We start from the raw sequence: 24969 nt of genomic DNA, 5'->3' as shown, positions 1-24969 counted from the left end.
CTATTTGATTGCGCCGAAGGAAAGTCCACGGACGAGCTTGTTCTGTGCGAACCACCCGCAGAGGATCACGGGAAGTGCGGCCATGGTCGCGGCCGCCGACAGCACGGCCCAGTACTGACCCTCACCGGCGATGAAGCCGACGAGGTACACCGGCATGGTCTGAGCGTTCACCGCGGTCAGGTTCACCGCGAAGAAGAACTCGTTCCACGCGAAGATGACGCAGATCAATGCGGTCGCCGCGATGCCCGGCGAAACCAGCGGCAGGATGACCTCCCGCACCGACCGCCACAGGCTGGCGCCGTCCAGGCTGGCGGCTTCGAGCAGTTCGCCTGGGACCTCGAGGAAGAACGACCGCATCATCCACACCGCGATCGGCAGGTTCATCGCGGTGTAGAGGATGACCAGTGCCCAGATGTTGTCCAGCAGATCGATGTTGGACACGATCACGTACAACGGCAGGATCGCCGCGACGATCGGCAGCATCTTGGTGCTCATGAAGAAGAACAGGGCGTCCTGCGTCTTGCGCACCGGCCGCAACGACAGTGCGAACGCGGCGGGTACACCGAGCAGCAACACCAGAAGCGTCGAGATACCGGTGGCCCACACCGAGTTCAGCATCGCGGGCCCGATGCCCTGATCGAACACCTTCCCGTACTGATCCAGCGTCGGCGTGAAGAACAGCGTCGGTGGGCTGGTCGCCGCATCGGCCTCCTGCTTGAAGGACGTCAGCACCATCCAGAGCACCGGGAAGAAGAAGCCCAGCCCGACCAGCCACGCCACCGCGCCCCACGCGTCGAACCTGCGCGGCTTCTTCTTGGGAGATATCGCCGGCGCGCTTGTCGCCGAGGCACTTTCAACCGTGGTTGTCATCAGGCCGCCTCTTCCTTGCCGGAGAATGATTTGAAGATCAACCGAAGTGCGAAGCTGGCGATGATCATTGTGAAGATCACCACCACCACACCCATTGCCGCGGCCTGGCCCATATCGAAGCCGAGGAACGCGCGTTGATAGATGTAGAAAGGCAGGTTCGCGCTCGCGATGCCCGGCCCGCCCTGGGTCATCATGTAGATGGCGTCGAAGGTGTTCACCAGATAGACCGCCCCGAGCACGACACCCAGTTCGATGAAGCGGCGCAGATGCGGAAGCGTCAACTCGCGGAAGAGTTGGAACGCTCCGGCACCGTCCACTCGGCCGGCCTCCAGGATGTCGCGAGGCATCGACTGGAGGCCGGCGAGGATCAGGAGCATCATGAACGGCGTCCACTGCCAGATCAGTTCGACCATGACCATGGTCAAGGGGAACTGACCGATCCAGTCCACCGGTGGAAGGCCGACCAGCGACAGCACCCAGTTGAGGATGCCGTTCGTCGGATCGAGGATGGTCGTCTTCCAGATCAGCGCCGCCGCAACGGGTGTCACCAGGAACGGCGTGATCAGCAGCGTCCGGACGATGCCGCGGCCCAGGAACGCACGATCCAACAGCAGCGCGAGCAACAGGCCGAGGAACGCCGAGATCAACACGACGCCAACGATGAGGATGACAGTGTTGAGGCCGACCCGCCAGAACTGGCTGTCCTTGGCGACCGCGACGTAGTTGCTCACCCCGACGAACTGGCGCGAGCCCGGCCGCACCAGGTTCCACGACAGCGTCGAGTAGTACAGGGTGAACAGGAACGGGACCTGGGTGACGGCGATCATGAAGATCAGTGCGGGCAGCAGCGGGCCGCGCCGCCGCCAGGCTTCTGCGCGGCTCACCCCTACGCCGTGGGACTCCTTGATCTTGCGGACCCGTTCGGCCACGGCGTCCTGGCTGGCGTCAGCCTGGGTGTCAGCGGTTAGCGAAGTCATCACTTCTCCTGATATGTCCGGCCGACGACCTCGGCGTATTCCTGTGCTTGAGCGAGCGCGTCGTCCACCGGCTTCTGTCCGGCGATCGCCGCGCTGATCTGCTGGCTCACCCGCGTCCCGAGATCCTGGAACTCAGGAATGCCGACGAACTGCACCCCGGTGTACGGAACCGGCTGCACCGTGGGTTTGTTCGGGGTCGCGTTCTCAATCGACTGAAGTGTCAGCGGTCCGTACGACTGCGAAATCGCCTCGTACTCGGGCAGTTCGGTGTAGGTCGACGTCCGACTGCCGGGCGGGACCCGGGCCCATCCGAGTTGCTCGCCGACGAGCTTCATGTAGTCCTTGCTCGTCATCCACGAGATGAACTTCCATGCCCCCTCGGGGTTCTTGGCGTGCTTCGGGATGCCCAACGCCCAGGTGTAAAGCCAACCCGCGTCGGGCTTCTCGACGATCGGCGCAGGCAGGTAGCCGATCTTGCCGACGAGTTCGGGGTAGGTCTTCGGGTCTTCGAGCACCGAGACCGCCGACGTCGCGTCGTACCACATGGCCGTCTGCCCTTGACCGAAGAGGTTGGCGCACTCCTGGAAGCCGGTCGACGAGGCACCGAGTTCGCCCGCATCCTTGATGAGGTCGACGTAGAAGTTGACGGCCTTACTCACCTCGGGGCTGTTGAGTTGGGCGTTCCACTGGTCGTCGTACCAGCGGCCGCCGAAGGTGTTGATGACGGTATCCAGTGGCGCCAACACCTCGCCCCAACCGGGCTTGCCGCGCAGGCAGATTCCCGCCCGGTCGTCGGTCTTGAGCTTCTTCGCCCACTCGGCGACCTCTTGCCACTGCGGCTGGTAGTTCGGGTCCTGGTTGACCGTGATCCCGGCCTGCTCGAAAAGGTCCTTGCGGTACATCAGGAACGACGACTCGCCGTAGAACGGGACCGCGTACATATCGCCCTCGTACGACAGCGACTCCCGTAGCGACGGAATGAAGTCGTCCTCGTCGTAGCCCGGCGTGTTCTTGGCGAACTCCGAGAGATTGAGCAGCCAGCCGTCCTTCGCCCACTGCGGCGTTTCGAAGTTGCTGATCATCACGACGTCGAACTCACTGCCGCCCATCGCCGTCGACATGGTGATCTTTGCGCGGGCCTGGTTCTCCGACAGAGTGATGAATTTCAGTTTCGTCCCGGGGTTCTCCTTCTCGAACTCCGAAGACAACTGCTGCGCGTCGGTCATCTGCGAGTTGGAGACCAGCGCGATCGTCACCTGATTGTCGGATGCCCCGAGGCTGCCCGCGCCCGAACACCCGGTGGCTGCCAACGTCAGGCCCGCCACGGCCGCACCTGCGGCCCATCGTTTCAGGCCCCTTATCGAATCGAGCATCACTTCACCTTTCATTGGGCCAGTAGCCAACGGGCACAGTCGATGTCACAGACCAGAAGCTTGGCCAGCTCTCCGCGCAGCGCGCCGAGCGTGGCGGCGTACTTGGTTTCGCCGCTGGAGATGAGGATCGACTTCTGGCAGCGGCGAATGTCCTCGAGCGGCACGGATACCGCGCGCTGCTGGAGTTCGGTGTCGACGGCGACGCCGTCTGCGTCGAAGAACCGGCCGCCGATCTCCCCCACCGCGCCCCGCGAGATCAGCTCGTCGAGCATCCGGATGTCGAGATAGCTGCCTTCGAACAGCGTCGTGGACGTCGAAACCGCGCCGACGCCGAACAGCATGACGTCGGCGTGCCGACCCGCTTCCAACGTTCGCGAGATCACGGAGTCGCTACGCATCGAGGCGACGGTCGACGGATCGGCGTACAGCGGTGCGGGCAGCCGGATCGTGCTGGCGCGCAACATGTCTGCGCACCGGCTGAGAATGAGCTCCGTGCCGGTCTGGTATGTGGCGGTCGACATGGCGCCGTCGAGTTGCACCACCGCTTTACAGCTGGCGACGCCCGGCGTCAACGCCGTCGCCACCGCGACTTGCTCAGGCCCCCAGGTGAATCCGAGGACGTCGTCGGGTGCGATCCTGCGTAACAGCAGCGCGGCCGCCGCGCGACCCACGCTGGCATACGCCGCCGGTCGCCCTGGCGAGCCGCCATCGACGCCGTGTCCGGCCACGACCGCTTCGGTGAGACCGAAACGGCGTTCGAGTTCGCGCTCCTCCTCGGCGTGCAGATCGTCGCTCATGTTCGGCGGCACGACGACCTCGATGCGCACCAGACCCTTGGCCTTGGCCCGCGCCACCAGCCGGCCCGCCGTCGGCCGCGAGACCCCGAGCCGCGCGGCGATCTCGGCCTGGGTCAAGCCGTCGAGGTAGTACAGCGTCGCCGCCCGCAAGGCGAGCCGAAGGTCCGCTGGCGACGAGCCACGATGCTGCGCGGTGACCGTCCCGGCCACCTCACCGTTCGACGTCGATGCGGTCACGAATGCCGCCCCACTTTCCCTCGTAAGCGTGAGCATTTGCTCAGGGGTGCGAGTAGATGCTCATAACGCTAACATGGTGACTGTGACGCACACAACACTTCCGCCTGGTACCCGGATGCGGGCCGCTGTACTCGTCGAGGCGGGCCGGATCGAATTGGAGGAGCGGCCGATACCGACGCCGGGCCCGGGTGACGTGCTGATACGCGTCTCGTCGGTGGGGGTCTGCGGCTCGGATACGCACTACTACCGGCATGGGCGAGTGGGTGGCTTCGTCGTGGAAGCGCCCCTGGTCCTCGGACATGAGGCGGCGGGCACCATCGTCGGCGTCGGCGAATCGGTCGACCCGTCGCGCATCGGTCAGCGGGTGTCCATCGAACCGCAGCGTCCCGACCCGGACAGCGAGGAGACGCGGCGCGGCCACTACAACCTGTGCCCACACATGCGCTTCTTCGCCACGCCGCCGGTGGACGGTGCGCTGTGCGACTACGTGACCATCGGCGCGGAGTTCGCGCATCCGGTGCCTGACTCGATGTCCGACGACGCCGCGGCGCTCTGCGAACCGTTGTCCGTCGGCATCGCCGCGATCCGCAAGGCCGAGCTCGACGGTCCGGGGCGAGCGGTGCTGATCGCCGGCGCTGGTCCCATCGGCATCGTGGTGACCCAGCTGTCCCGTGCCTACGGCGCGACGGACATCGTGGTCAGCGATCCCGACCGGACCCGTCGCGACCGCGCACTAGCGTTCGGCGCCACCGCAGTCGTCGACCCCACCGTCGAGCAGACCGACGAACTGATGGTCGACGCGTTCATCGATGCCTCCGGCGCCGCAGCGGCCGTCGCAGCCGGCATCCGCGCGGTACGGCCCGCGGGCCGAGTGGTCCTGGTCGGCTCGGGCGCCGAGACCATGGAGTTGCCGACGCAGCTCATCCAGAACCGTGAGCTGGTGCTGACCGGGGTGTTCCGGTACGCCAACACCTGGCCGACGGCGATCGCACTGGCGGAGTCCGGGCGCGTCGACCTCGACGCCATGGTGACCGCCCGCTTCCCGCTGGAGAAGGCCGCCGAGGCACTGGACTCCGACCGGATCCCGGGTAGCGTCAAGTCAGTGGTGACGGTGTCATGACGCTCAGTAGACCGAGCTATGACCGCAACGAGATCGGCGTCGGCATAGTCCATTTCGGAGTCGGCGGGTTTCACCGTGCGCACCAGGCGATATACATCGATCGCCTGCTGGAGATGGGGCTCGCGAAGGACTGGGGCATCTGCGGCGTCGGCGTGATGCCCGCGGATCGCAAGATGGCCGAGGTGATGGCCGCGCAGGACGGGCTGTACACGCTCGTGCTCGAGAATCCCGACGGCAGCCGCGACGCACGCGTCGTCGGATCGATCGTCGACTACCGCTATGCGCCCGACGATCCCGAATCGGTGATCGAGCTGTTGGCCGAGCCGAGCACCCGCATCATCTCGCTGACCATCACCGAGGGTGGGTACAACATCGACGCCCTTCCCGACGGTGGTCCGCACGTGTTCGGCCTCGTCGCATCGGCATTGGCGCGTCGGCGTGAACGCGGTGTCGGGTCGCCGACGATCGTGTCCTGCGACAACATCGAGGGTAACGGCGAAGTCGCCCACCATGCGTTCACCACCTACGCCGAGCGGCTGTATCCGGGCCTCGGCGAGTGGATGAACGCGCACACCAAGTTCCCCAATTCGATGGTCGACCGCATCACGCCGGTCACCACGCCCGACGTCATCGCCGTCGTCGAAAAGGAGTTCGGCCAAGAGGACCGCTGGCCCGTCGCTGCCGAACCGTTCACGTCCTGGGTGCTGGAGGACGACTTCTCCGATGGCCGTCCGCCGTTGGAGAAGGTAGACGTGTTGATGGTCGACGACGTCACCCCGTACGAGTTGATGAAACTGCGACTGCTCAACGCCAGCCACCAAAGTCTTTGCTACTTCGGATATTTGGCGGGATATCGGCTTGTGCACGATGCCGCGGGCGACCCGTTGTTCGCCGAGTTCCTGATGCGATACATGGACACCGAGGCCACTCCGACGCTGAAGCCGGTGCCCGGTATCGACCTGCCCGACTACAAACGCACGCTGATCGAACGGTTCGCCAATCCCGGCGTGAAGGACACGATCGCACGGCTGTGCTTCGGCTCATCGGACCGGATCCCGAAGTGGCTGCTTCCCGTGATAAGGGAGAACCTCAGGACCGGTGCACCCGTGCGACTGTCGGCGGCGACCGTCGCCAGCTGGGCGCGTTACGCCGAAGGCGTCGACGAACAGGGCGAGCCGATCGACGTCCAGGACCAGCTGGCCGACACGCTGGTGCCGCTGGCCAAATCGCAGCGGGAGAACCCGACCGCGTTCATCGAGAACACCGCGGTGTTCGGTGATCTCGCAAGCGATTCCCGGTTTGTCGAGGCCTATGTGTGGGCACTCGAATCACTGCATCGCGACGGAGCACGCGCGACGCTGAAAACGCTGCTGCGTAAGGACACGCCATGAGAGCGCTGGTCATCGGCGAGGCGTTGATCGACATCGTCGAGCGCGACGGCCTGGTCACCGGTGAGCACGTCGGCGGCAGTCCGCTCAACGTGGCGGTCGGCCTGGCCCGGCTGGGCAGAAGCGTCGACTTCCTCACCCACATCGGCGACGACGCCCGTGGCCGGCGCATCGTCGACTACGTCGAAAGCTCTGGTGTGCAACTCGTTTCGGGCAGCATGACCGCCGCCCACACGCCGACCGCGGTGGCCACCCTCGACGCGTCCGGCTCGGCCCAGTATGTGTTCGACATCGACTGGCAGCTTTCCGGCACCCCGGAGGTGACGCCGCCACTCGTCGCGCATACCGGGTCCATCGCGTCCGTGCTGGAGCCGGGCTGCCGTGCGACCGCGGCACTGCTGGACACCTACCACGCAGCGGCGACGCTGACGTTCGATCCGAATGTGCGGCCGGGCCTCATCGATGACGGTGACGGGGCACGCGGCCGGATCGACCGCCTCATCGAGCGGTGCGACGTCGTCAAGGCCAGCGATGAGGACCTGCGATGGATGGACCCGAGCCGCTCCCCCGAACAAATCGCAAGAACCTGGCTGCAGGCGGGGCCTTCGATCGTCGCGGTGACGATGGGTGAGCGTGGTGCGTTCGCAATGTGCGCGGCGGGCGAGGTCCGGGTGCCGGCGTATCAGGTGCGCGTCGTCGACACCGTAGGCGCGGGCGATGCGTTCATGACCGGCCTGATCGATGCGTTGTGGGAGCGGAACCTGCTGGGCGCCGAGCGGCGCGGCGATCTGGCCGCCATCAGCACCGATGCGTTGACCGAGGTGGTGCGGACCGCCGCGCTGTCGTCGGCGCTGACCGTCGGTCGTGCGGGCGCTGACCTGCCGGATCGCGCAACACGCGACGCCGCGTCGGGAAGCTCCGGCCCACTGCTGCCCCAACCCGGCTAACGTGGCCTTATGCGTTCCATATGGAAAGGTTCAATCGCCTTCGGCCTGGTGAACGTGCCGGTCAAGGTCTACAGCGCGACCGAGGACCACGACGTCAAGTTTCACCAGGTGCACGCGAAGGACAACGGGCGCATCCGGTACAAGCGGGTCTGCGAGGTCTGCGGTGAGGTCGTGGAGTACCGCGACATCGCCAAGGCCTACGAATCCGACGACGGCCAGACGGTGATCATCACCGACGAGGACATCGCCACCTTGCCGGAGGAACGCAGCCGCGAGATCGAAGTACTGGAGTTCGTGCCCGCCAGTGACATCGATCCGATGATGTACGACAAGAGTTACTTCCTCGAGCCAGAGGGCAAGTCGACGAAATCGTATGTGCTGCTGACGAAAACGCTGAAGGAGACCGATCGGGTCGCGATCGTGCATTTCGCGTTGCGCAACAAGACCAGGCTGGCCGCGCTCCGGGTGCAGGACTTCTCGAAGCGCGATGTGATGGTGATCCAGACGCTGCTGTGGCCCGACGAGATTCGCGACCCCGACTTCCCGTCGCTCGACACGAAGGTGGACATCAAACCCGCCGAGCTGAAGATGGCGAGCCAGGTGGTCGATTCGATGACCGACGACTTCAACCCGGACCGCTACCACGACGACTACCAGGAGCAGTTGCACGAGCTGATTCAGGCGAAACTCGAAGGCGGCGAAGCGTTTACCACCGAGGAGCAGCCGAAGGAGCTCGACGAGACCGAGGATGTGTCGGATCTGCTCGCCAAGCTGGAGGCCAGCGTGAAGGCTCGGCGCGGTGGAGGCGATTCGGACACATCCGCGAAGAAGGCTCCTGCGAAGAAGTCCGCGAGCAAGAAGGCGCCTGCCAAGAAAGCGGCGAAGAAAGCCCCTGCCAAGAAGGCGGCGAAGAAGGCCGCCGCGAAGAAGTAGGCGGCTGCGGTCGTCGTCCCAACGCTATCCGCTTTCTGCAGCGATCCGCTCGCGCTTCCTCTGCAATTTCGTGGATAGCTATTGAACGACGTTGACCAAATTAGAACGTGTTTCAAAAAGCGCCCACCGTCGCCGCCGAAGGTTGTTATGGTTCGCCGGGCGACGGAAGGAAGCGCACGTGATTCTCGACAGATTTCGGCTGGACGACAAAGTCGCAGTGGTGACCGGAGCGGGCCGTGGACTCGGCGCCGCAATGGCGCTCGCATTTGCGGAAGCCGGTGCGGACGTGGTCATTGCGGCCCGCACCCAGTCTCAACTCGAAGAGGTGGCCGAACAGGTCAAAGGCGTCGGCCGCCGAGCACACGTCGTGGTTGCCGACCTCGCGCACCCCGAGGACACCGCCAAGCTGGCGGGTGAGGCCATCGAGGCCTTCGGCAAACTAGACATCGTCGTGAACAACGTCGGCGGCACCATGCCCAACACGCTGCTGACCACATCGACGAAGGACCTGCGCGACGCGTTCACCTTCAACGTCGCCACCGCACACGCACTCACCGTCGCGGCCGTCCCGCTGATGCTCGAGCACTCCGGCGGAGGCAACATCATCAACATCACGTCGACAATGGGCCGCGAAGCCGGCCGCGGTTTCGCCGCCTACGGAACTGCCAAGGCCGCACTCGCCCACTACACGCGACTCACCGCGCTCGACCTGTGCCCGCGGATCCGCGTCAACGCCATCGCGCCCGGCTCGATCCTCACCTCGGCCCTCGACGTCGTGGCCTCCAACGACGAACTCCGCGCACCGATGGAAAAGGTCACGCCCATGCGCAGATTGGGTGAACCCGAGGACATCGCCGCAGCCGCCGTATACCTCGCGTCTCCCGCCGCCTCCTATCTGACCGGCAAGACACTCGAGGTCGACGGCGGTCTCACCTTCCCGAACCTCGACCTGCCCATCCCGGATCTGTGAGGAGCAACTGGTGAGCATCAAAGTCGCCGCGGTCGGCACCGGGAACGTCGGCCGTCACGCCCTGACCCAGCTGATCAAGGATCCGCAGTTCGAGCTCACCGCCGTATGGGTTGTCGTCGGATTCCAAGGCCGGTGCAGACGCCGGAGAGCTTGCGGGACTTGACATCTCGACGGGCATCACCGCCAGCACAGACCTCGACGCGGTCCTGGCGACCAACCCGCAATGCGCGGTCTACACCGCCATGGCCGACAACCGACTGCCCGAGGCGCTCGAGGACTACCTACGCATCCTCGCCGCGGGCGTCAATGTTGTCGGCAGCAGTGCGGTGTTCCTCCAATACCCGTGGCAGGTGCTGCCCGACGAACTGGTGAAGCCGATCGAGGACGCGACGCGGACCGGCAACTCCAGCGTTTTCGTCAACGGCATCGATCCCGGCTTCGCCAACGACCTGCTGCCACTCGCACTCGCTGGAACCTGCCAGAGCATCGAGCAGATCCGGTGCATGGAAATCATCAACTACGACACCTACGACAGCGCCACCGTCATGTTCGACGTCATGGGTTTCGGCAGGCCCCTCGACGATCTCCCGATGCTTTTGCAGCCCGGGGTACTGAGTCTCGCCTGGGGGTCGGTGGTGCGGCAGTTGGCCGCGGGCTTGGGCATCGAACTCGACGAGGTGACCGAGACGTACGTTCGCGAGCCCGCACCCGACGACTTCGACATCGCGTCCGGTCACATCAAGAAGGGCACCGCGGCGGCGCTTCGGTTCGAAGTGCAGGGCCGCAAGGACGGCAACGTCGCCGTCGTGCTGGAACACGTCACCCGGTTGCGCAACGGCCTGCGGCCCGACTGGCCGCAACCGGCGCAGGAAGGCGGCTCCTACCGCATCGAGATCACCGGTGAACCTTCCTACGCCCTCGACCTCTGCCTGAGCAGCCGCAACGGCGACCACAACCACGCCGGACTGGTCGCGACGGCCGCCCGCGTCGTCAACGCGATCCCCGCGGTCGTCGCCGCTCCGCCCGGGATCCGGACGACGCTGGACCTACCGCTGATCACCGGAAAAGGCCTGTACTCTGTGCACTAAGCCGGGGATACCTTTAGAGAGAAGGGCGCGCCTATGCGGACCAAGCTTCGACACATCACTCCGCTCTTTGTTGCTGCCGGAGCAGCAGCCGCGATCTTGACGGCCCCCGCGGCCATCGCCCAACCGGCGCCTCCGGCTCCTGAACCTGCCCCCGCGCCAGCGCAGGAGCCGGCCCGCGCGTCGGGCCTCCCACAATGTGTCGACACCGGTGGCGCCGAAGCTCTCGGCGGCTCAACGACCGAATGCGCAACGCCAGGCAACGTGCAGATCAACTCCACGCCCGCCGAGCAGGAGTACGTCGGTCCGTGGGGCGACATGTTCGGCGGCGAAGGCTTCTTCTTCCCCTGATGAGGGGTTAGACGTCCCAGCCTAGGAGACGCCCGTGCGACGTCAAGTTCGCTGTCTCGCAACGCTTTTCGCAGGTGTCTGCATAAGTACGGCATTCACTGCACCGATGGCGGGCGCCCAAACCGGGTCCACACTGCCCCAGTGCACCGATACTGGTGGCGCAGAGGTGCTCGGCGGTTCGACGACCGAATGCGCAACGCCGGGCAACGTGCAGATCAACGCCACGCCGGCCGAGCCGGACTATCTGTATCCGTGGGACGACGAGTTCTACGGCCCCGCTCTCATCATGGGTGGCTTCGGCGGCTATCACGGTGGCGGCGGAGGTGGCGGCGGCCACGGCGGCCGCTGACCACCGTTACTGCGGCCTAAGGAGGCCCATCATGCGGTTGAGAACATGTTCTGCCGCAACGCTATTCGCGATGGTGAGCGTGTGCGCGTTCGCCGCCGCGCCAGTCGCTTCGGCGGCGCCCGAATGCATCAACGTCGGTCCGACCACAACGCAGTGCCAGACCAACGGCAGCGCCCAGATCGTCACCTCCCCCCAACCGGTCAACAACTACGGCAACTGGGGACCCTTCTGGGGCGGCGGCCTGGTCATCGGGATCGGCGGCTGGGGCTGGTAAGGGTTTCAAGCCCAGCAGAGACAGGCAGACCCCCGCTAGTTCACTCCGCGGGAGGTTTCGGCTAACCTAACTTTTCTATTCGCTTGTCCGATAGAAGGTGGGTTGGTTGGCACAGCGCGCTGACGTGCGGGTACGGCCGAGCTGGATGCTGCTCGGTCCCGCTTTCGTCGCCGCGATCGCGTACGTCGACCCCGGGAACGTCGCCGCGAACGTCAGCGCAGGCGCGCAGTTCGGGTTCCTGCTCGTCTGGGTCGTTGTGGTGGCCAACGCGATGGCGTGCCTGGTGCAGTACCTCTCGGCGAAGCTGGGGCTCGTCAGCGGACTGTCGCTGCCCGAGGCCGTCGGCGGCAGAATGCGACGTCGGACCCGGCTGGTCTACTGGCTGCAAGCCGAATTAGTCGCAATGGCAACCGATCTCGCCGAGGTGATGGGCGGTGCGATCGCGTTGTACCTGCTCTTCGATCTACCCCTGCTGACCGGCGGTGTGATCACCGGAGCCGTCTCGCTGCTGCTGCTGATGGTCAAGGATCGCCGGGGCCAGCAGATGTTCGAACGCGTCATCACCGGCCTGCTGCTTGTCATCGCGATCGGATTTCTCACCAGCCTGTTCGTCTCACCGCCGCCCGTCGACCAGGTTGCCGCCGGGCTGGTGCCGAAGTTCGCAGGCACGGAAAGCGTGCTGCTGGCGGCGGCGATGCTCGGCGCGACCGTCATGCCGCATGCGGTGTATCTGCACTCCGGCCTCGCGCGCGACCGCCACGGCCACCCCGATCCGGGTCCGATGCGCCGCATGCTGCTGCGCGTGACCCGCTGGGACGTCGGCGTCGCGATGGTGGTGGCCGGCGCGGTCAACCTGGCGATGCTGCTCGTCGCCGCGACAAACCTTCAGGGGCAGGAGAACACGGATTCGATCGAGGGTGCGCACGCCGCGGTGGGAGGCGCGTTGGGGCCGACGGTCGCGTTGCTGTTCGCTATCGGGCTGCTCGCGTCGGGTCTCGCGTCGTCGTCGGTCGGTGCCTATGCCGGCGCCATGATCATGCAAGGCCTGCTGCACGTCTCCATCCCGATGGTGGCGCGCCGGCTGATCACCCTGGTTCCCGCACTCGCGGTTCTGGCGGTCGGCATCGACGCGAGCCGCGCGCTGGTGTTGTCCCAGGTTGTGCTGTCGTTCGGGATCCCGTTCGCACTGATCCCGCTGGTGCGTCTGACCAGCGACCGCGCCTTGATGGGCGACGACATCAACCACCGCCTGACCACCGCTTTCGGGTGGATTGTCGCCGCGTTGATTACTGTGCTGAACGTGGTGCTGATCTACCTGACCGTGAAGGGCTGAATGCGGCATACGTACTTCGCCTACGGGTCGAACCTCTGTGTTCGACAGATGGCGCGGCGGTGCCCGGGTGCGATCGACCCGCGGCCCGCGATGCTGGCCGACCACGACTGGCTGATCAACGAACGGGGTGTGGCGACCGTCGAACCGTTCGACGGCTCGCAGGTGCACGGCGTGTTGTGGCAGCTCACCGATCACGACCTCGCCACCCTCGACAGCGCGGAAGGCGTCCCGGTGCGGTATCGCCGCGACCGGCTCACCGTGCACACCGATGACGGGCCGTATCAGGCGTGGGTGTACATCGATCATCGCGTAGAGCCGGGGCCGCCGCGGCCGGGCTATCTGGAACGCATCGTCGACGGCGCCCGCCACCACGGTCTACCGCAGAAGTGGATCGAATTCCTGCGGCGATGGGATCCCGCCCAGTGGCCCGACAGCACCCCCAAGCCGAGTTCACCTGCACCACAGTCGTTCTCGGAGCTCCTCGCCGAACCGGGCGTCACCGAGGAATTGACGCTGCGGTCGCGGTTCGGGTTCATGGCGATCCACGGCGGCGGTTTGGAACAGACGACGGACGTCATCGCCGAGCGTGCCGCCGATGCAGCGGACGCTTCGCTGTACGTGGTTCGCCATCCCGAGAACTACGGCCACCATCTGCCGTCGGCCCGCTATCACGCGGCGGAATCCGAGCGGCTCGCGGAGTTCCTCGATCATGTCGACGTGGCGGTGTCGCTGCACGGGTACGGCCGGATCGGCCGCAGCACCCAACTGCTCGCCGGCGGCCGCAATCGCGCGCTGGCCGAGCACCTCGCGCGGCATGTCACGGTGCCGGGCTATCAGGTCGTCACCGACATCGACGCGATCCCCCGCGAGCTGCGCGGCCTGCACCCCGACAATCCGGTGAACCGCGTGCGCGGGGGTGGCGCACAGCTCGAACTCACTCCACGGATACGCGGTATCAGCCCGCGCAGTCAGCTTCCCGGCGACGACGGCCTCTGCCCCGCGACGTCCGCGTTGGTGCAGGGGCTCGTCGCCACCGCGCGGTCCTGGGAACTGCCTTCGACATAGAGCCATCCGGGGTTCACGTGGCTCCGAATAGGGGATGTGGACCGCATGCATCCCTCCCAACGCTCTGTCGCTGTCATCGGTAGCGGCGTATCCGGACTGATCGCAGCCTATGTGCTGGCACTACGCGACCGCGTGACCCTCTACGAGGCCGATACCCGGCTCGGCGGTCACGCTCACACCCACCAGATCCAGCGCGACGACGGCGAGATAGTCGCCGTCGACTCGGCGTTCCTGGTCCACAACGACCGCACCTATCCGACGCTGTGCCGACTGTTCGACGAGCTCGGTATCGAGACCCGCGAGACCGACATGTCGATGTCGGCCCGCGACGATGCGACCGGACTGGAATATGCGGGCGCCCGTGGACTCGGCGGGTTGTTCCCGTCGTGGTCGTCACTCACCCGTCCGCGCTACCTGTACATGCTGGCCGAGGTCAAACGCTTTCACCGGGCGGCGCTGCGCCTGCTCGAGAGTGACGGCGACGACGAGACGGTCGGCGAATTCCTCGCCCGCCACGGCTTCTCGTCCTACTTCGTCGACCACTTCATGACACCGCTGATCGCGGCGGTGTGGTCGTCGCCGCCGGGGCTGTCGCTGCACTATCCGGCCCGCTACCTGTTCGTGTTCCTGGAACACCACGGGATGCTCTCCGTCTTCAACTCCCCAACCTGGCGGACGGTGGTCGGCGGGTCCGTCACCTATGTCGACGCCGTGGCCAACGTCATCGACGAGGTGCGCCTCGGCACCGCGGTGCGCTCCGTGCGGCGGGTAGCCGACGGCGTCGAGGTGTCCGGCTGCGTCAACGGACCGCAACTGTTCGACGCGGCCGTCATCGCGACGCATCCCGACCAGGCGCTGCTGATGCTCGCCGAGCCGACGTCCGTCGAGCGGTCGGTGCTCGGCGCAATCGGGTACAGCACCAACCACGCGCAGCTGCACACCGACGACTCGGTGCTGCCCACACATCGCCGTGCCCGGGCATCGTGGAACTACCTGGCCACCTCAGACAACCAGCAGGTGCTCATCACCTACGACGTCACCCGACTGATGCGCCTGGGCGGCGACACCCGCTTCCTCGTCACGCTCGGGGGCGAGGACCGTGTCGACCCGGCCACCGTGCTCGCCGAGATGACCTACAGCCATCCGATGTACACGCCGGATTCCGTTGCGGCCCAACGACTCTTACCGACATTGAACGACGACCGCATCGTGTTTGCGGGCGCCTACCACGGTTGGGGTTTCCACGAGGACGGTGCGGCGTCGGGATTACGGGCGGCGCAGCACCTCGGCGCCGAATGGCCGGCCGCAGCACTGGAGGTACTGACATGTTGAGCCCGGCCATCTACCGCACCCGGATCACCCATCTCCGTCGTGCCCCGGTGCACCACCACTTCGAGCACCGCGGATACAGCTGGTATGTCGACGTCGACGATCTACCGCAACTCCCCTGGTGGCTGTGCCCGTTCGCCCGATTCGACGCACGCGACCACTTCGATGCCACCGACGAGCCGAATGACACTCTGCGGCAACGCATCGACGCGTTCCTCGCTGAGCGCGGTGTCGACCTGCGCGGCGGCCGGATCACCGCGCTGTTGCAGGCCCGCGTACTCGGCTATGTTTTCAACCCGCTGAGCCTCTACTGGTGCCACGACGCCGACGGGACACTTCGGCACATCATCGCCGAGGTGCACAACACCTACGGCGGACGCCACGCCTACCTGCTGCCACCCGATACCGAGCACCCCGCCATCGTCATGAAGCAGCTGTACGTCTCGCCGTTCAACGCGGTGGACGGCTACTACCTCGTGACGGCCCCTCGGCCCGACGAAAACCTCGACGTGCGGATTTCGCTGCACCGGGAGAACCAACCCGCATTCGTCGTCACCATGCGCGGAACCCGGCGGCGTGCTGGCATCGTCGAGATCCTGCGGCTGCAACTCGCCGCGCCGGTCGCGCCGCTGATGGGCGCGCTCGGTATCCGAATCCAAGGCATCACCCTCTGGCTGCGACGAGTTCCCGTCGTACCTCGCGAATCCATCGACAAAGAAAGAGTCACCCAGTCGTGAGCATCGAACTGACGCTACCCCGCTCTGCCACAATCGATTCCGACCGATGGCCCGATGTGGCACAGATCCCCGGCGGGTCCTTCAGCGGCCTCGCCGGAACCATCGCGGACCGGCTGTTCCGCCGCGCAGCCGCACGGTTGCCGATTCGCGTCGTCTACCCCGACGGCACCGTCGTCGGCGCCGCCGACCCCACCCTGCCGACCATGGTCGTGCACCGACCCGGCGCGATGGTTCGCCGGGTCGGACGCTACGGGCTCATCGGCTTCGGCGAGTCGTATATGGCCGGCGACTGGAGCTCCACGGACCTCGTCGGCCTGCTCACCGAGTTCGGCAAGCGGCTGAGCGAGCTGATTCCCCCTGCCCTGCAACGTTTCCGTCCGCTCGCCGTTGTACGGCAACCGTCGTCGCAGCACAACAACCGCGAACAGGCCCGGCGCAACATCGCCGAGCACTACGATCTGTCAAATGCGCTGTTCGCCGAGTTCCTCGACGAGACGATGACGTACTCGAGCGCACTCTTCGACACCCTGCCGTCCGACGAGACGGCGCTGCCGGACGCGCAGCGACGGAAGATCGATCGGCTTCTCGACACCGCGCTCGTCGGGCCCGGATCCCGGGTGCTCGAAATCGGCACCGGCTGGGGTGAACTGTCCATCCGCGCCGCGGCGCGCGGGGCGCAGGTCCGTTCGGTCACCCTGTCGGCCGAACAGCAGCGACTGGCCCGGCAGCGGGTGGCCGAGGCGGGCGTGTCCGATCGGGTGGAGATCGACCTGTGCGACTACCGCGACGTCGAGGGCCGCTATGACGCCGTGCTGTCGGTCGAGATGGTCGAGGCGGTCGGATACCAGTTCTGGCCCAAGTACTTTCAAACCCTCGACCGGCTGGTGACACCGGGCGGCCGGGTCGCGATTCAGGCCATCACCATGCCGCACGAGCGCATGCTGGCCACCCGCAAGACCCACACGTGGATCCAGAAGTACATCTTCCCCGGCGGACTCCTGCCCTCCACCGAGGCGATCATCGGAATCACCGAGTCCAGCACCCGGCTGCGTACGGTCGACATGGTCTCGCTGCAACCGCACTACGCCGAGACGCTGCGCATCTGGCGGGAGCGCTTCACGGCACGACGTGATGCCGTGGCGTTGTTGGGTTTCGACGAGGTGTTTCACCGGATGTGGGAGCTCTACCTGGCGTATTCCGAAGCCGGGTTCCGGTCCGGGTATCTCGATGTGTATCAGTGGACATTCGCACCGTCAGGACGGCCCCGATGGAATTCCTAGTCGTCACCGCGGCCTCGTTGGCCGTCCTCGTCGTGGTGCACGGCACGACGTTCCTGATCGGCCGTCGCATCGGCCGCTACAACGTCGTCGACACCGCGTGGGGGATCGGCTTCGTCGCGGTGGCCGCCGTCGCCGCCGCCCTCGGCTCGGGTGATCTGTTCCGACGGCTGCTGCTCCTCGCGCTCGTCGCGGTGTGGGGCTTGCGGCTGGCCTGGCACATGATCGTCAAATCGGCTGGCAAGGGCGAAGATCCGCGCTACCGGGACCTGCTGCGCGGCGACTTCTCGGCGGGTCACGTCATCCGCAAGGTATTCGTGATCCAGGCCGCGGCGACGTGGTTTGTCTCTCTGCCGCTGCAACTTTCGGCCGTCCTCGGGCCGACGCCGCTACCCCTGCTGCTGATCGCCGGTGTCACGCTGTGGACCGTCGGTCTGTTATTCGAGGCCGTCGGCGATCACCAGTTGCGCCGGTTCAAGGCCGACCCCGCCAACAAGGGCGTCATCATGGATCGCGGACTGTGGGCGTGGACCAGGCACCCGAACTATTTCGGCGACGCCTGCGTGTGGTGGGGGCTGTGGCTGGCGAGCATCGCGGGTCCGATCTCGTTGACCACGGTGTTGTCGCCGGTGCTGATGACGTACTTCCTGGTGTACGCCACCGGCGCCCGGCTCACCGAGAAGTACATGGCCAACCGACCCGGATTCGGCGAATACCGTTCCCGTACTTCGTTTTTCGTCCCGTTTCCGCCCAGATCACGATTACCGTGACGGTGCCGACGGCGGTCGATAGGCTACGACCTGTGACCACGGACCTCGACCAGCTGCTGCGTCGGGTGGCCCAGCAGGACGTCGACGCGTTCGCGACGTTCTACGACCAGACCCGTGCGCGGGTATTCGGCCTGGTCACCCGGGTGCTGCGCGATCCCGGCTACAGCGAGGAAACCACGCAGGACATCTACCTGCAGGTGTGGCGCACCGCGGACGCGTACAACCCCGCCGCGGGATCGCCGTTGTCGTGGCTGCTGACCCTGGCCCACCGGCGAGCGGTGGACCGCGTGCGCTCCGAGCAGGCCGGCAGCCAGCGTGAGTCCCGCTACGGTGCCGCCAACGTCGAACTACCATCCGACCAGGTCGCCGACGCGGTGCTGCTGCGGGAGGAGCGACAGCAGGTCGCCGACTGTCTCGGCTCGCTGACCGACACCCAGCGCGAGGCCATCCAGCTCGCCTACTACGACGGCCTGACCTACGTCCAGGTCTCTGAGCGCCTGTCGGCCAACCTCGCGACGATCAAATCCCGGATGCGCGACGCCATTCGCGGCCTACGCCGTTGTTTGGGGCTGTCATGACGCAACCGACTGACGACCTGATCGCCCTCGCGACGCCATACGCGCTGCACGCGATACCCGAGGCCGAGCGCGCCGACATCGAGCGCCGCATCGCAGCCGCCCCGCCCGAGGTCGCGCGGGCCTTCGACGACGAGGTGCGGGCGGTCCGCGAAACCATGGCGGTGATCTCGGCCGCCACCGCAATCGAACCCCCCGACGAACTGCGCGACCGGGTGCTGCGCGGTGTCAGCGCCGCCCCGGTCGTAACGCTGCGGCCGAAGCCCAGGCCGTGGCGCGCGACGATTCTGGCCGCCGCGGCCGCGGTCGTCATCGGACTCGGTGCGCTCGGCGTCGGACTGGCGCTGCGCCCGGCACCGCCGGCGTCCACCGCCGAGCAGGTCTTCGCGGCGCCGGACGTGCGCACCGTCTTCGGCGACATCCCCGGCGGCGGCACCGCGACGGTGGTGTTCTCGCGTGAGAAGAACGCGGGCGTGCTCGTGATGAACAATGTCCCGCCGCCGCAGACCGGCACCGTCTATCAGATGTGGTTGATCAACGACGAGGGACCGCATTCCGCGGGCACGATGGACGCCCAGGCGGTGGCGCCGTCGACCACGGCGGTACTGCCGGATCTCGACGGGTCGAGCACGCTGGCGTTCACCGTCGAACCCCCGGGCGGATCCCCACAGCCCACCACCGAACCCTTCGCGGCGTTGCGACTCACCTGACCCCGTCCAGCGTCGCGGCGGCCGCCTCGGCGATCACGTCGTCGACGTCGTGGCGTCGCTGCCACGCCCGTCGCTGCCGCATCGCCCCGTTGCCCTGCCCGGCGATGCGGTCCAGCTCGCCGGTGACCAACTCGTAGTCGCCGACGGCCTCCAGCGCGGGCCGTACGTGCTCGACCATGCGGCCCAACAGTGTTCGCGCGGGGGCGCTTTCGTGGCTTTCGACGAGATCGAGAGCTTCGCCGTCGAGGCCGTCGCGTGCCGCTCGCCAGTACGCGGCCCGCAATGCGTGCGGGGTCAGCGTCGGCATCGGCTCGCGGTGTGCCTCGTCGTCGAGCGCCGTCATCACCGCCGCGCGGACGAGCGCGGCCAACAACACCGTCTCGGCCACGGTCGCGGGTACGTCGGCGACGCGCACCTCGATGGTCGGAAAGTTGGCCGAGGGGCGCACGTCCCAATAGACCATGCCGTCGTCGAGGATCGCGCCCGCGTGTTGCAGCATGTGCACGACGGCGTCGTACTCGTCGACGGAGTCGAACTCGGGCGGCGGGCCGGCGCTCGGCCATCGTGCCCACAGCACACTGCGCCAGCTGGCGTATCCGGTGTCGGTGTTGCGGTACACCGCGGAGTTCGCGGTCAGCGCCAGCAGCAGCGGCAGCCATGGCCGCAGCCGATTGCTGACGCGTATCGCGGCCTCGCGGCTGGGCACGGCGACGTGTACATGGGCGCCGCAGATGCCCTGCTCGTGCGCGATCATCCCGAACTTGTCGGCGATCTCGCGATACCGCGGTGTGTCGGTGATGGGGAACTCGTGCGGCACCGTGGGTGGGAGCCCGACGGCAAGTAGCCGGGCACCGGCGGCTTCGGCGGCCTCCGCTGCGATACGACGCAGTCTGTGCAGCTGATCGGCGAGTTCCGAGGTGCCGCCGACGACGTCGGTGGCGGTCTCGACCTGACAACTGGTCAGCTCGAGCTGCAGTTTCACTCCGCGTTCGGCCGCCTCACCGGCGACCGTCTTGTTGACGGCGACCGGTTCTCCGCAGGAGGGGTCGGTGAGGAGGAATTCCTCTTCGACACCGATGGTGGGATGAGTGGCCATGGGCTGAAAATTGATCCGGCCCGTCGGAGACGGGCTCACGACGGACCGGATCGGCTGCAAAGTCCTTAGGTGGTAGGTCGGCGGCAGAAATCATGCCCGCCACCGACATCTCCTAAACATGGCCCGCAAAACTCCTACTATCGGCTGATGGTCAGAGATTTCCGGTTCGGTGTCGGGCTGCAGGCCGCACGTCGTCAAAAGTCCGTCCAGGACTGGGCGCGCCGTGCGGAGGGCATGGGCTACGACATCATCCACATGGCCGACCACCTCTACACGACTGCGCCGTTCCCGATGATGACGGCGATGGCCATGGCGACCGAGAAGCTGCGGGTCGGCACGTTCGTTCTCAACGCCGGCTTCTACCGGCCCGCGCTGCTGGCCCGCGACGTCACAACGCTGCGCGACCTCAGCGGGGGACGCTTCGACCTTGGTCTCGGCGCGGGATACGTCAAGGACGAGTTCGAGCAGGCCGAGTTGCCGTATCCGACCGCGGGCCAGCGGGTCGAGTGGCTGCGACACGTCACCGAGCACATGAACGAGCACGCCCCCGACGTGCCGATCCTCATCGCCGGCAACGGCAACAAGCTGCTGACCCTCGCCGCGCAGCGGGCGAACATCATCGGGCTGACGGGCGGCGCCCCGATCGGACCGGACGGCGATCCGCTCGCCGACCGCATCGGATTCATCCGCGACGCGGCGGGCGATCGCTTCGACGAGCTGGAACTGAACCTGTCGGTGATCGCCCTGCCCACCGACAACTCGGGGGTCCCCGACCTGTCGCTCGTGCGACGCTTCCTGCCCGAGCTGTCCGAGGACGAGATGCTGCGCACGCCCGCGGTGTTCTCCGGCACACCCAAGGACATCGCCGACCGGATCCGCGAGCTCCGCGACACCTACGGCGTCACGTACATCACCGTGCAGCAGCAGCACGGTGAGGTGTTCGCGAAGGTGATCGAGGAACTGCGCTGACTACAGCTTTACAGCCAGAGGTACAGGCCCGACAGCACCGCCCACATGATGAAGCAGTAGGCCTCGAACATCACGCGCAACGGTATCGGCGCGTGACGCAGCTCCATGAAGTCCAGGCCGACGAGACGCACCTTGATCGCCGCGATCGCCAGCACGACGACCGCCACGATCGAACCGGTGCCGTGTTCGGCGCCGACGGCCCACGACAGCACCGTCGCCGCAATGAGCACCAGCCAGGAGAAGCCCGCCCGGTTGCGGACCAGCTGCAGCACGGAGGGACCCTTCATCAGCTCACCAGATACAGCAGTGCGAACAGGAAGATCCACAACAGATCCACCAGATGCCAGAAGCACGCGCCGCCCTCGACGACCGACATCCGGGTGGCGCTGAGTTCCGGCCGCCGGGTCTGGGCGCGCAGTACCACCAGCACCGCGATGCCGACGCACACGTGGAACAGGTGCAGCCCGGTCAGGATGAAGTAGTACAGGAAGAAGTTGTTGGCGCCGGGACCGTGGCCGGCACTGGCCAGCGAGACGTACTCGAACACCTTGAGCCCGATGAACGCCAGGCCGAACACCATTGCCGCGGAAACAGCGTTGCTTGCAATGGATTTCGCGCCGGAACGGAGGGCTCCGAGCGCGACGACGACGCACAGCGAGCTGGTCAACAGCACGATGGTGTTGGTGACGCCGACCCCGATGTGCAGCGATGTGCGCGCGACGTCGAACACGTCGGGGGCCTTCGCCCGCTCGACCATGAAGGTGATGAAGAAGACGCCGAACACCAGCATGTCGCCGAACAGGAACACCCAGGTGCCGGACTCGCCGGGAATCCGCCGGGCGGAGGGTTCGCCCGGCAGCGTCGACGCCGCTGTCACTGCGCCGCGGCCAGCTGACTTTCGGCGGCTTCCTGCGCCGTGATCGACTTCAGCAGCACGACGGTGGTGCCGATCATCCAGACGATCAACGCGAGCCCCGGCAGGTAATAGGCGAACACGCCGTTCCAGGCGAGGGGCCCGGTGCTCATAGCCACCACGACGCAGCCCGGCAGCGACAGCATCGCGACCCAGAGGTTGAGGAAGCCGTACCACCGCGGGAACGTCGGGGGATCGCTCTTGTCGGTGAACGATGCGATCGCCAGCGTGATGTTCTGCATGACGATGGTGCCGACGATGCCGATGAACCACAGCCAGAAGAAGTCGCTGAACGCCTGGGTGATCTCCGGATCGCGCTGCCCGGCGCGAAAAGCCGCCGCCGCCAACGCCATCAGCGAGAACATCATCGCGGGGGTGAAGATCGCGGCAGCGAGCAGCTGGGTCAGCGTGAGCATGCCCCATTGCCCCTCGGCGCGACGAAGGCGCAGCACGATCACCGCGTGGAAGGGCAGGGCGAGCGCGGCCGCGAGCAACGCACCCGCGAGCCCGAAGCGCACCCAGAGATTTTCGGTGGTCAGGAATGCGTCGGTCTGTTCGGCGGTGTCCGTCGGGGACATCGGCGGGAAGAGTTTCGCGATGCCGGAAAAGCACACGCTGTAAAGGACGATCATCGCGGTTCCGCACCATGCGCCGACGCGCTGTAACTTCAGCTCCACGGCTGGGAGGCTACTGGGCGGGGGCGGCTCGTCGGGGCGGTTTCGGGACACGTTTTGTCAAAATTGCCAAAACCGATTCCCCGGCCGGCCGGGACGCACGCGGTGAAACGGTAAGCTGCCAGCGGTCAGGCCCTCGTAGCTCAGGGGATAGAGCACGGCTCTCCTAAAGCCGGTGTCGCAGGTTCGAATCCTGCCGGGGGCGCTTTTTTCTGGCGATTTGTGTGCATTCGCGAGCGGTCAGCGCTCCTAAACGCACACAAATCGCCGGGAGTCAGGCGCTCGTTTCGCGGTGCGGATCCGCCACGGGCTTCGACTCGGCAGATCCGCGCTGCCGCAAGAAGATCGACAACCCGATGATCGCCGCGACGGCGACGAACTCGCTCTGCCAGTTCTGCATCGACTCGAACCAGAACTGCGCGGTGGTCACATATCCCCACACCGAGACGGCCGGCAGCCCGTGCTGGATCTGCTCCTCGTTGAAGGCGCTGGCGCCGCCGAGCGCATGCAACGCCCACGAAACGAAGAACAACACGAAGAACGCGATGGCCAACGAGTTCTCGTAGACGGCCAACGGCCACCCACCCCGCTTGACGGGCCAGGGCGAATTGCGCTTGACGGCATCGCGCGGGTCGGCGTCCTGAGGCGCGTTTCTGTGCAACGGCTTCGACTCGGACGACCCCTTCTGAAAGAGAAAAGCCGTCAGGACGACGTACATCCCCATCTGCAGGAATTCCGACTCCCAGTTCTCGAACGTCGCCTCGACGAAGTGTCCAGTCGTCAGGTACTGCAGCACCGACAGCTGGTCTGAAGAGCCGTGTTCGAGTTGTTCCTCGTTATATGTCGCCGCACCGGAGATGATCATGGCGACGAAGAACACCGCGAAGAAGCCGAGGCACGCCAGTAGTAGTCCGTTGTCGCGGACCACGTCCCGCATCGACCGCCTATGCGGCGCGGCGCGCGTCAATGAGAACCCCTGGTGTCGATCACCCGTTGCGCCACGTCGACGAGCCGGGTGTTGCTGTCCTGGGACAGCTGTTTCAACATGTCGAACGCCCGTAGCTCGTCCACGCCGTAGCGCTCCATGATGATGCCCTTCGCCTGGCCGATGCGGTCCCTGGTGGCCAGCGCGGACTGCAACTGTTCGCCCTCGCGACTCGCCAGAATCGCCGCCGCCGCGTGCGCGGCGAGCACGGTCGCGACGGTTTCGTCCTCGGCATCGAAAGCGTGCGGCTTGAACGCGAACATGTTCAGCGCTCCGGCGGTGCGGTCGGCGGTGTACAGCTTGACCGACAGGCCGCTGAGCACCCCGAGTTCGACAACCGCGGGTGAATACTTGGGCCACCGCTCCTCGATCCGGAAATCCTCGGTGCGCACGATCAGATCGCCGACGGCGGCCTGCACACACGGGCCTTCGTCGAACGTCATCTGCAGATCGTCGAGTGTGTGCGGCAGCTCGTCTGTGCCGGCGAGGGATTCGTACTTTCCGTTCCTGCCGATGAGCAACACGCCCGCGGTGTCAGCTCCGGGTATCAGCTCCCGCGCCATCGCGGTGACATCGGACAGAACCTCCCCGACGCTGCGAGGCGATGCGGCCGTGCGCGCCAGTTCAGCCATGCGCTGAGCGAGGTCGTGGCTCTGGATGGGGACCATCGCTACAGACTTCCCACTACCGGTGTCCAGTACACGAACGTTTGTCATGCATCTGAGTGGGCATGTTCAAGGCAGGCTGGGGTGGCGGTCGACCGCCAACTCAGCCGAGGTTCCGTCGGTTCAGACCTCGAGCCGGCGGGGCCGATCCCCCACCGGCGGGGCTTCAGTCACTCTCTTAGTTGTAGTACCGTCAGGGC

The 24969-nt window shown here is 66.2% G+C and carries 27 protein-coding genes, 1 tRNA gene and 1 pseudogene; 19 read left to right on the top strand and 10 right to left on the bottom strand.

The genetic code is table 11. The features are described 5' to 3' along the window. Genes G6N43_RS07820 through G6N43_RS07805 form a run of 4 tightly spaced genes read right to left on the bottom strand, consistent with a single transcriptional unit; the run spans position 1 to position 4254 of the window. Entirely contained in the window at positions 1–870 is an 870-nt protein-coding gene (locus G6N43_RS07820) for a carbohydrate ABC transporter permease (RefSeq protein WP_083149060.1), read from the bottom strand. After that, positions 870–1847: a carbohydrate ABC transporter permease gene (locus tag G6N43_RS07815; protein ID WP_083149061.1), complete on the bottom strand. Its 978-nt coding sequence runs from the start codon at positions 1845–1847 to the stop codon at positions 870–872. Before G6N43_RS07815 ends, G6N43_RS07820 begins: the two co-directional genes overlap by 1 nt. Beyond that, positions 1847–3220, bottom strand: coding sequence for an ABC transporter substrate-binding protein (locus tag G6N43_RS07810; RefSeq protein ID WP_234809975.1), 1374 nt, complete (start codon positions 3218–3220; stop codon positions 1847–1849). Before G6N43_RS07810 ends, G6N43_RS07815 begins: the two co-directional genes overlap by 1 nt. Positions 3221–3231: 11 nt before the next feature. After that, entirely contained in the window at positions 3232–4254 is a 1023-nt protein-coding gene (locus tag G6N43_RS07805; RefSeq protein ID WP_407664893.1) for a sugar-binding transcriptional regulator, read from the bottom strand. Positions 4255–4369: 115 nt separating this feature from the next. Here G6N43_RS07805 and G6N43_RS07800 point away from each other — a divergent pair, with 115 nt between their 5' ends. The 17 genes and pseudogenes from G6N43_RS07800 to G6N43_RS07720 all read left to right on the top strand — a co-directional run bounded on the left by G6N43_RS07800 (position 4370) and on the right by G6N43_RS07720 (position 19467). Then, positions 4370–5374: an NAD(P)-dependent alcohol dehydrogenase gene (locus G6N43_RS07800; RefSeq protein WP_083149063.1), complete on the top strand. Its 1005-nt coding sequence runs from the start codon at positions 4370–4372 to the stop codon at positions 5372–5374. After that, positions 5371–6765: a mannitol dehydrogenase family protein gene (locus G6N43_RS07795; protein WP_083149064.1), complete on the top strand. Its 1395-nt coding sequence runs from the start codon at positions 5371–5373 to the stop codon at positions 6763–6765. Before G6N43_RS07800 ends, G6N43_RS07795 begins: the two co-directional genes overlap by 4 nt. Then, complete coding sequence (locus tag G6N43_RS07790; RefSeq protein ID WP_083149065.1) at positions 6762–7709, top strand: carbohydrate kinase family protein; 948 nt, start codon at positions 6762–6764, stop codon at positions 7707–7709. The genes G6N43_RS07795 and G6N43_RS07790 overlap by 4 nt, the downstream gene beginning before the upstream one ends. Before the next feature lie 9 nt (positions 7710–7718). After that, on the top strand, positions 7719–8642 hold the full coding sequence (gene ku / locus G6N43_RS07785) for a non-homologous end joining protein Ku (protein ID WP_083149066.1): 924 nt from the start codon (positions 7719–7721) through the stop codon (positions 8640–8642). Positions 8643–8820: 178 nt separating this feature from the next. After that, positions 8821–9612: an SDR family oxidoreductase gene (locus G6N43_RS07780; RefSeq protein ID WP_083149067.1), complete on the top strand. Its 792-nt coding sequence runs from the start codon at positions 8821–8823 to the stop codon at positions 9610–9612. Between the two features lie 10 nt (positions 9613–9622). After that, positions 9623–10700, top strand: a pseudogene (locus G6N43_RS07775) (NAD(P)H-dependent amine dehydrogenase family protein). A gap of 33 nt (positions 10701–10733) precedes the next feature. Next, positions 10734–11048, top strand: a complete 315-nt coding sequence (locus G6N43_RS07770) for a hypothetical protein (protein ID WP_083149068.1) — start codon at positions 10734–10736, stop codon at positions 11046–11048. 106 nt (positions 11049–11154) lie between these two features. Further along, the gene (locus tag G6N43_RS07765; RefSeq protein WP_234809976.1) at positions 11155–11397 is read left to right on the top strand and encodes a hypothetical protein; all 243 of its coding nucleotides are present in this window, start codon (positions 11155–11157) and stop codon (positions 11395–11397) included. A 31-nt stretch (positions 11398–11428) separates the two neighbouring features. Continuing rightward, positions 11429–11671 (top strand): hypothetical protein, encoded by a 243-nt coding sequence (locus tag G6N43_RS07760; protein WP_083149070.1) that lies wholly within the window; start codon positions 11429–11431, stop codon positions 11669–11671. A 145-nt stretch (positions 11672–11816) separates the two neighbouring features. Continuing rightward, entirely contained in the window at positions 11817–13004 is a 1188-nt protein-coding gene (locus G6N43_RS07755; protein ID WP_234809980.1) for an Nramp family divalent metal transporter, read from the top strand. Further along, entirely contained in the window at positions 13005–14069 is a 1065-nt protein-coding gene (locus G6N43_RS07750) for a poly-gamma-glutamate hydrolase family protein (protein ID WP_083149071.1), read from the top strand. Between the two features lie 45 nt (positions 14070–14114). Next, complete coding sequence (locus G6N43_RS07745) at positions 14115–15401, top strand: NAD(P)/FAD-dependent oxidoreductase (protein WP_083149211.1); 1287 nt, start codon at positions 14115–14117, stop codon at positions 15399–15401. Then, positions 15395–16135: a DUF1365 domain-containing protein gene (locus G6N43_RS07740; protein ID WP_083149072.1), complete on the top strand. Its 741-nt coding sequence runs from the start codon at positions 15395–15397 to the stop codon at positions 16133–16135. Before G6N43_RS07745 ends, G6N43_RS07740 begins: the two co-directional genes overlap by 7 nt. Further along, positions 16132–17415 carry a class I SAM-dependent methyltransferase gene (locus G6N43_RS07735; protein ID WP_083149073.1) on the top strand — a complete coding sequence of 428 codons (1284 nt, stop codon included), beginning with the start codon at positions 16132–16134 and terminating at the stop codon, positions 17413–17415. Before G6N43_RS07740 ends, G6N43_RS07735 begins: the two co-directional genes overlap by 4 nt. Further along, positions 17403–18182, top strand: a complete 780-nt coding sequence (locus G6N43_RS07730; protein WP_083149074.1) for a DUF1295 domain-containing protein — start codon at positions 17403–17405, stop codon at positions 18180–18182. The genes G6N43_RS07735 and G6N43_RS07730 overlap by 13 nt, the downstream gene beginning before the upstream one ends. Then, positions 18179–18760: a sigma-70 family RNA polymerase sigma factor gene (locus G6N43_RS07725; RefSeq protein WP_083149075.1), complete on the top strand. Its 582-nt coding sequence runs from the start codon at positions 18179–18181 to the stop codon at positions 18758–18760. Before G6N43_RS07730 ends, G6N43_RS07725 begins: the two co-directional genes overlap by 4 nt. Then, positions 18757–19467, top strand: coding sequence for an anti-sigma factor (locus tag G6N43_RS07720; protein WP_083149076.1), 711 nt, complete (start codon positions 18757–18759; stop codon positions 19465–19467). Before G6N43_RS07725 ends, G6N43_RS07720 begins: the two co-directional genes overlap by 4 nt. Here the strand turns inward: G6N43_RS07720 and G6N43_RS07715 are convergent. Next, a complete protein-coding gene (locus G6N43_RS07715; protein WP_083149077.1) occupies positions 19460–20563 on the bottom strand; it encodes a glutamate--cysteine ligase in 1104 nt (367 codons plus the stop codon). The two genes, G6N43_RS07720 and G6N43_RS07715, sit on opposite strands and share 8 nt — an antisense overlap. 147 nt (positions 20564–20710) lie before the next feature. Between G6N43_RS07715 and G6N43_RS07710 the strand changes: the two genes are divergently transcribed. Then, the gene (locus G6N43_RS07710; protein ID WP_083149078.1) at positions 20711–21532 is read left to right on the top strand and encodes a TIGR03621 family F420-dependent LLM class oxidoreductase; all 822 of its coding nucleotides are present in this window, start codon (positions 20711–20713) and stop codon (positions 21530–21532) included. 8 nt (positions 21533–21540) lie between these two features. On the opposite strand, the gene G6N43_RS07705 is transcribed toward G6N43_RS07710, so the two are convergent. From G6N43_RS07705 to G6N43_RS07695, 3 genes are read right to left on the bottom strand one after another with little or no spacing between them, the layout of a single operon-like run. After that, on the bottom strand, positions 21541–21819 hold the full coding sequence (locus tag G6N43_RS07705; protein WP_083149079.1) for a cytochrome C oxidase subunit IV family protein: 279 nt from the start codon (positions 21817–21819) through the stop codon (positions 21541–21543). Then, on the bottom strand, positions 21819–22409 hold the full coding sequence (locus G6N43_RS07700; RefSeq protein ID WP_083149080.1) for a cytochrome c oxidase subunit 3: 591 nt from the start codon (positions 22407–22409) through the stop codon (positions 21819–21821). The genes G6N43_RS07705 and G6N43_RS07700 overlap by 1 nt, the downstream gene beginning before the upstream one ends. Continuing rightward, positions 22406–23122, bottom strand: coding sequence for a hypothetical protein (locus G6N43_RS07695; protein ID WP_308206505.1), 717 nt, complete (start codon positions 23120–23122; stop codon positions 22406–22408). Before G6N43_RS07695 ends, G6N43_RS07700 begins: the two co-directional genes overlap by 4 nt. 129 nt (positions 23123–23251) lie before the next feature. Between G6N43_RS07695 and G6N43_RS07690 the strand changes: the two genes are divergently transcribed. Beyond that, a tRNA-Arg gene (locus G6N43_RS07690) sits at positions 23252–23324 on the top strand. A gap of 69 nt (positions 23325–23393) precedes the next feature. Here the strand turns inward: G6N43_RS07690 and G6N43_RS07685 are convergent. Both G6N43_RS07685 and G6N43_RS07680 read right to left on the bottom strand, forming a co-directional pair. Next, entirely contained in the window at positions 23394–24056 is a 663-nt protein-coding gene (locus G6N43_RS07685; protein ID WP_083149081.1) for a DUF6766 family protein, read from the bottom strand. 26 nt (positions 24057–24082) lie between these two features. Beyond that, the gene (locus tag G6N43_RS07680) at positions 24083–24772 is read right to left on the bottom strand and encodes a GAF and ANTAR domain-containing protein (protein ID WP_083149082.1); all 690 of its coding nucleotides are present in this window, start codon (positions 24770–24772) and stop codon (positions 24083–24085) included. Positions 24773–24969 lie beyond the last annotated feature (197 nt).

This window comes from Mycolicibacterium moriokaense (assembly GCF_010726085.1).
Taxonomy (GTDB): domain Bacteria; phylum Actinomycetota; class Actinomycetes; order Mycobacteriales; family Mycobacteriaceae; genus Mycobacterium; species Mycobacterium moriokaense.
This window is presented reverse-complemented; position numbering and strand designations above follow the sequence as displayed.

What these genes read in the sequence shown, in the direction of transcription:
- G6N43_RS07820 (WP_083149060.1), bottom strand. Translation starts at nt 870, where the DNA reads ATGACAACCACGGTTGAAAGTGCCTCGGCGACAAGCGCGCCGGCGATA.
- G6N43_RS07815 (WP_083149061.1), bottom strand. Translation starts at nt 1,847, where the DNA reads ATGACTTCGCTAACCGCTGACACCCAGGCTGACGCCAGCCAGGACGCC.
- G6N43_RS07810 (WP_234809975.1), bottom strand. Translation starts at nt 3,220, where the DNA reads ATGCTCGATTCGATAAGGGGCCTGAAACGATGGGCCGCAGGTGCGGCC.
- G6N43_RS07800 (WP_083149063.1), top strand. Translation starts at nt 4,370, where the DNA reads ATGCGGGCCGCTGTACTCGTCGAGGCGGGCCGGATCGAATTGGAGGAG.
- G6N43_RS07795 (WP_083149064.1), top strand. Translation starts at nt 5,371, where the DNA reads ATGACGCTCAGTAGACCGAGCTATGACCGCAACGAGATCGGCGTCGGC.
- G6N43_RS07790 (WP_083149065.1), top strand. Translation starts at nt 6,762, where the DNA reads ATGAGAGCGCTGGTCATCGGCGAGGCGTTGATCGACATCGTCGAGCGC.
- ku (WP_083149066.1), top strand. Translation starts at nt 7,719, where the DNA reads ATGCGTTCCATATGGAAAGGTTCAATCGCCTTCGGCCTGGTGAACGTG.
- G6N43_RS07770 (WP_083149068.1), top strand. Translation starts at nt 10,734, where the DNA reads ATGCGGACCAAGCTTCGACACATCACTCCGCTCTTTGTTGCTGCCGGA.
- G6N43_RS07765 (WP_234809976.1), top strand. Translation starts at nt 11,155, where the DNA reads ATGGCGGGCGCCCAAACCGGGTCCACACTGCCCCAGTGCACCGATACT.
- G6N43_RS07760 (WP_083149070.1), top strand. Translation starts at nt 11,429, where the DNA reads ATGCGGTTGAGAACATGTTCTGCCGCAACGCTATTCGCGATGGTGAGC.
- G6N43_RS07755 (WP_234809980.1), top strand. Translation starts at nt 11,817, where the DNA reads ATGCTGCTCGGTCCCGCTTTCGTCGCCGCGATCGCGTACGTCGACCCC.
- G6N43_RS07750 (WP_083149071.1), top strand. Translation starts at nt 13,005, where the DNA reads ATGCGGCATACGTACTTCGCCTACGGGTCGAACCTCTGTGTTCGACAG.
- G6N43_RS07745 (WP_083149211.1), top strand. Translation starts at nt 14,115, where the DNA reads ATGCATCCCTCCCAACGCTCTGTCGCTGTCATCGGTAGCGGCGTATCC.
- G6N43_RS07740 (WP_083149072.1), top strand. Translation starts at nt 15,395, where the DNA reads ATGTTGAGCCCGGCCATCTACCGCACCCGGATCACCCATCTCCGTCGT.
- G6N43_RS07730 (WP_083149074.1), top strand. Translation starts at nt 17,403, where the DNA reads ATGGAATTCCTAGTCGTCACCGCGGCCTCGTTGGCCGTCCTCGTCGTG.
- G6N43_RS07720 (WP_083149076.1), top strand. Translation starts at nt 18,757, where the DNA reads ATGACGCAACCGACTGACGACCTGATCGCCCTCGCGACGCCATACGCG.
- G6N43_RS07715 (WP_083149077.1), bottom strand. Translation starts at nt 20,563, where the DNA reads ATGGCCACTCATCCCACCATCGGTGTCGAAGAGGAATTCCTCCTCACC.
- G6N43_RS07710 (WP_083149078.1), top strand. Translation starts at nt 20,711, where the DNA reads ATGGTCAGAGATTTCCGGTTCGGTGTCGGGCTGCAGGCCGCACGTCGT.
- G6N43_RS07705 (WP_083149079.1), bottom strand. Translation starts at nt 21,819, where the DNA reads ATGAAGGGTCCCTCCGTGCTGCAGCTGGTCCGCAACCGGGCGGGCTTC.
- G6N43_RS07685 (WP_083149081.1), bottom strand. Translation starts at nt 24,056, where the DNA reads ATGCGGGACGTGGTCCGCGACAACGGACTACTACTGGCGTGCCTCGGC.
- G6N43_RS07680 (WP_083149082.1), bottom strand. Translation starts at nt 24,772, where the DNA reads ATGGTCCCCATCCAGAGCCACGACCTCGCTCAGCGCATGGCTGAACTG.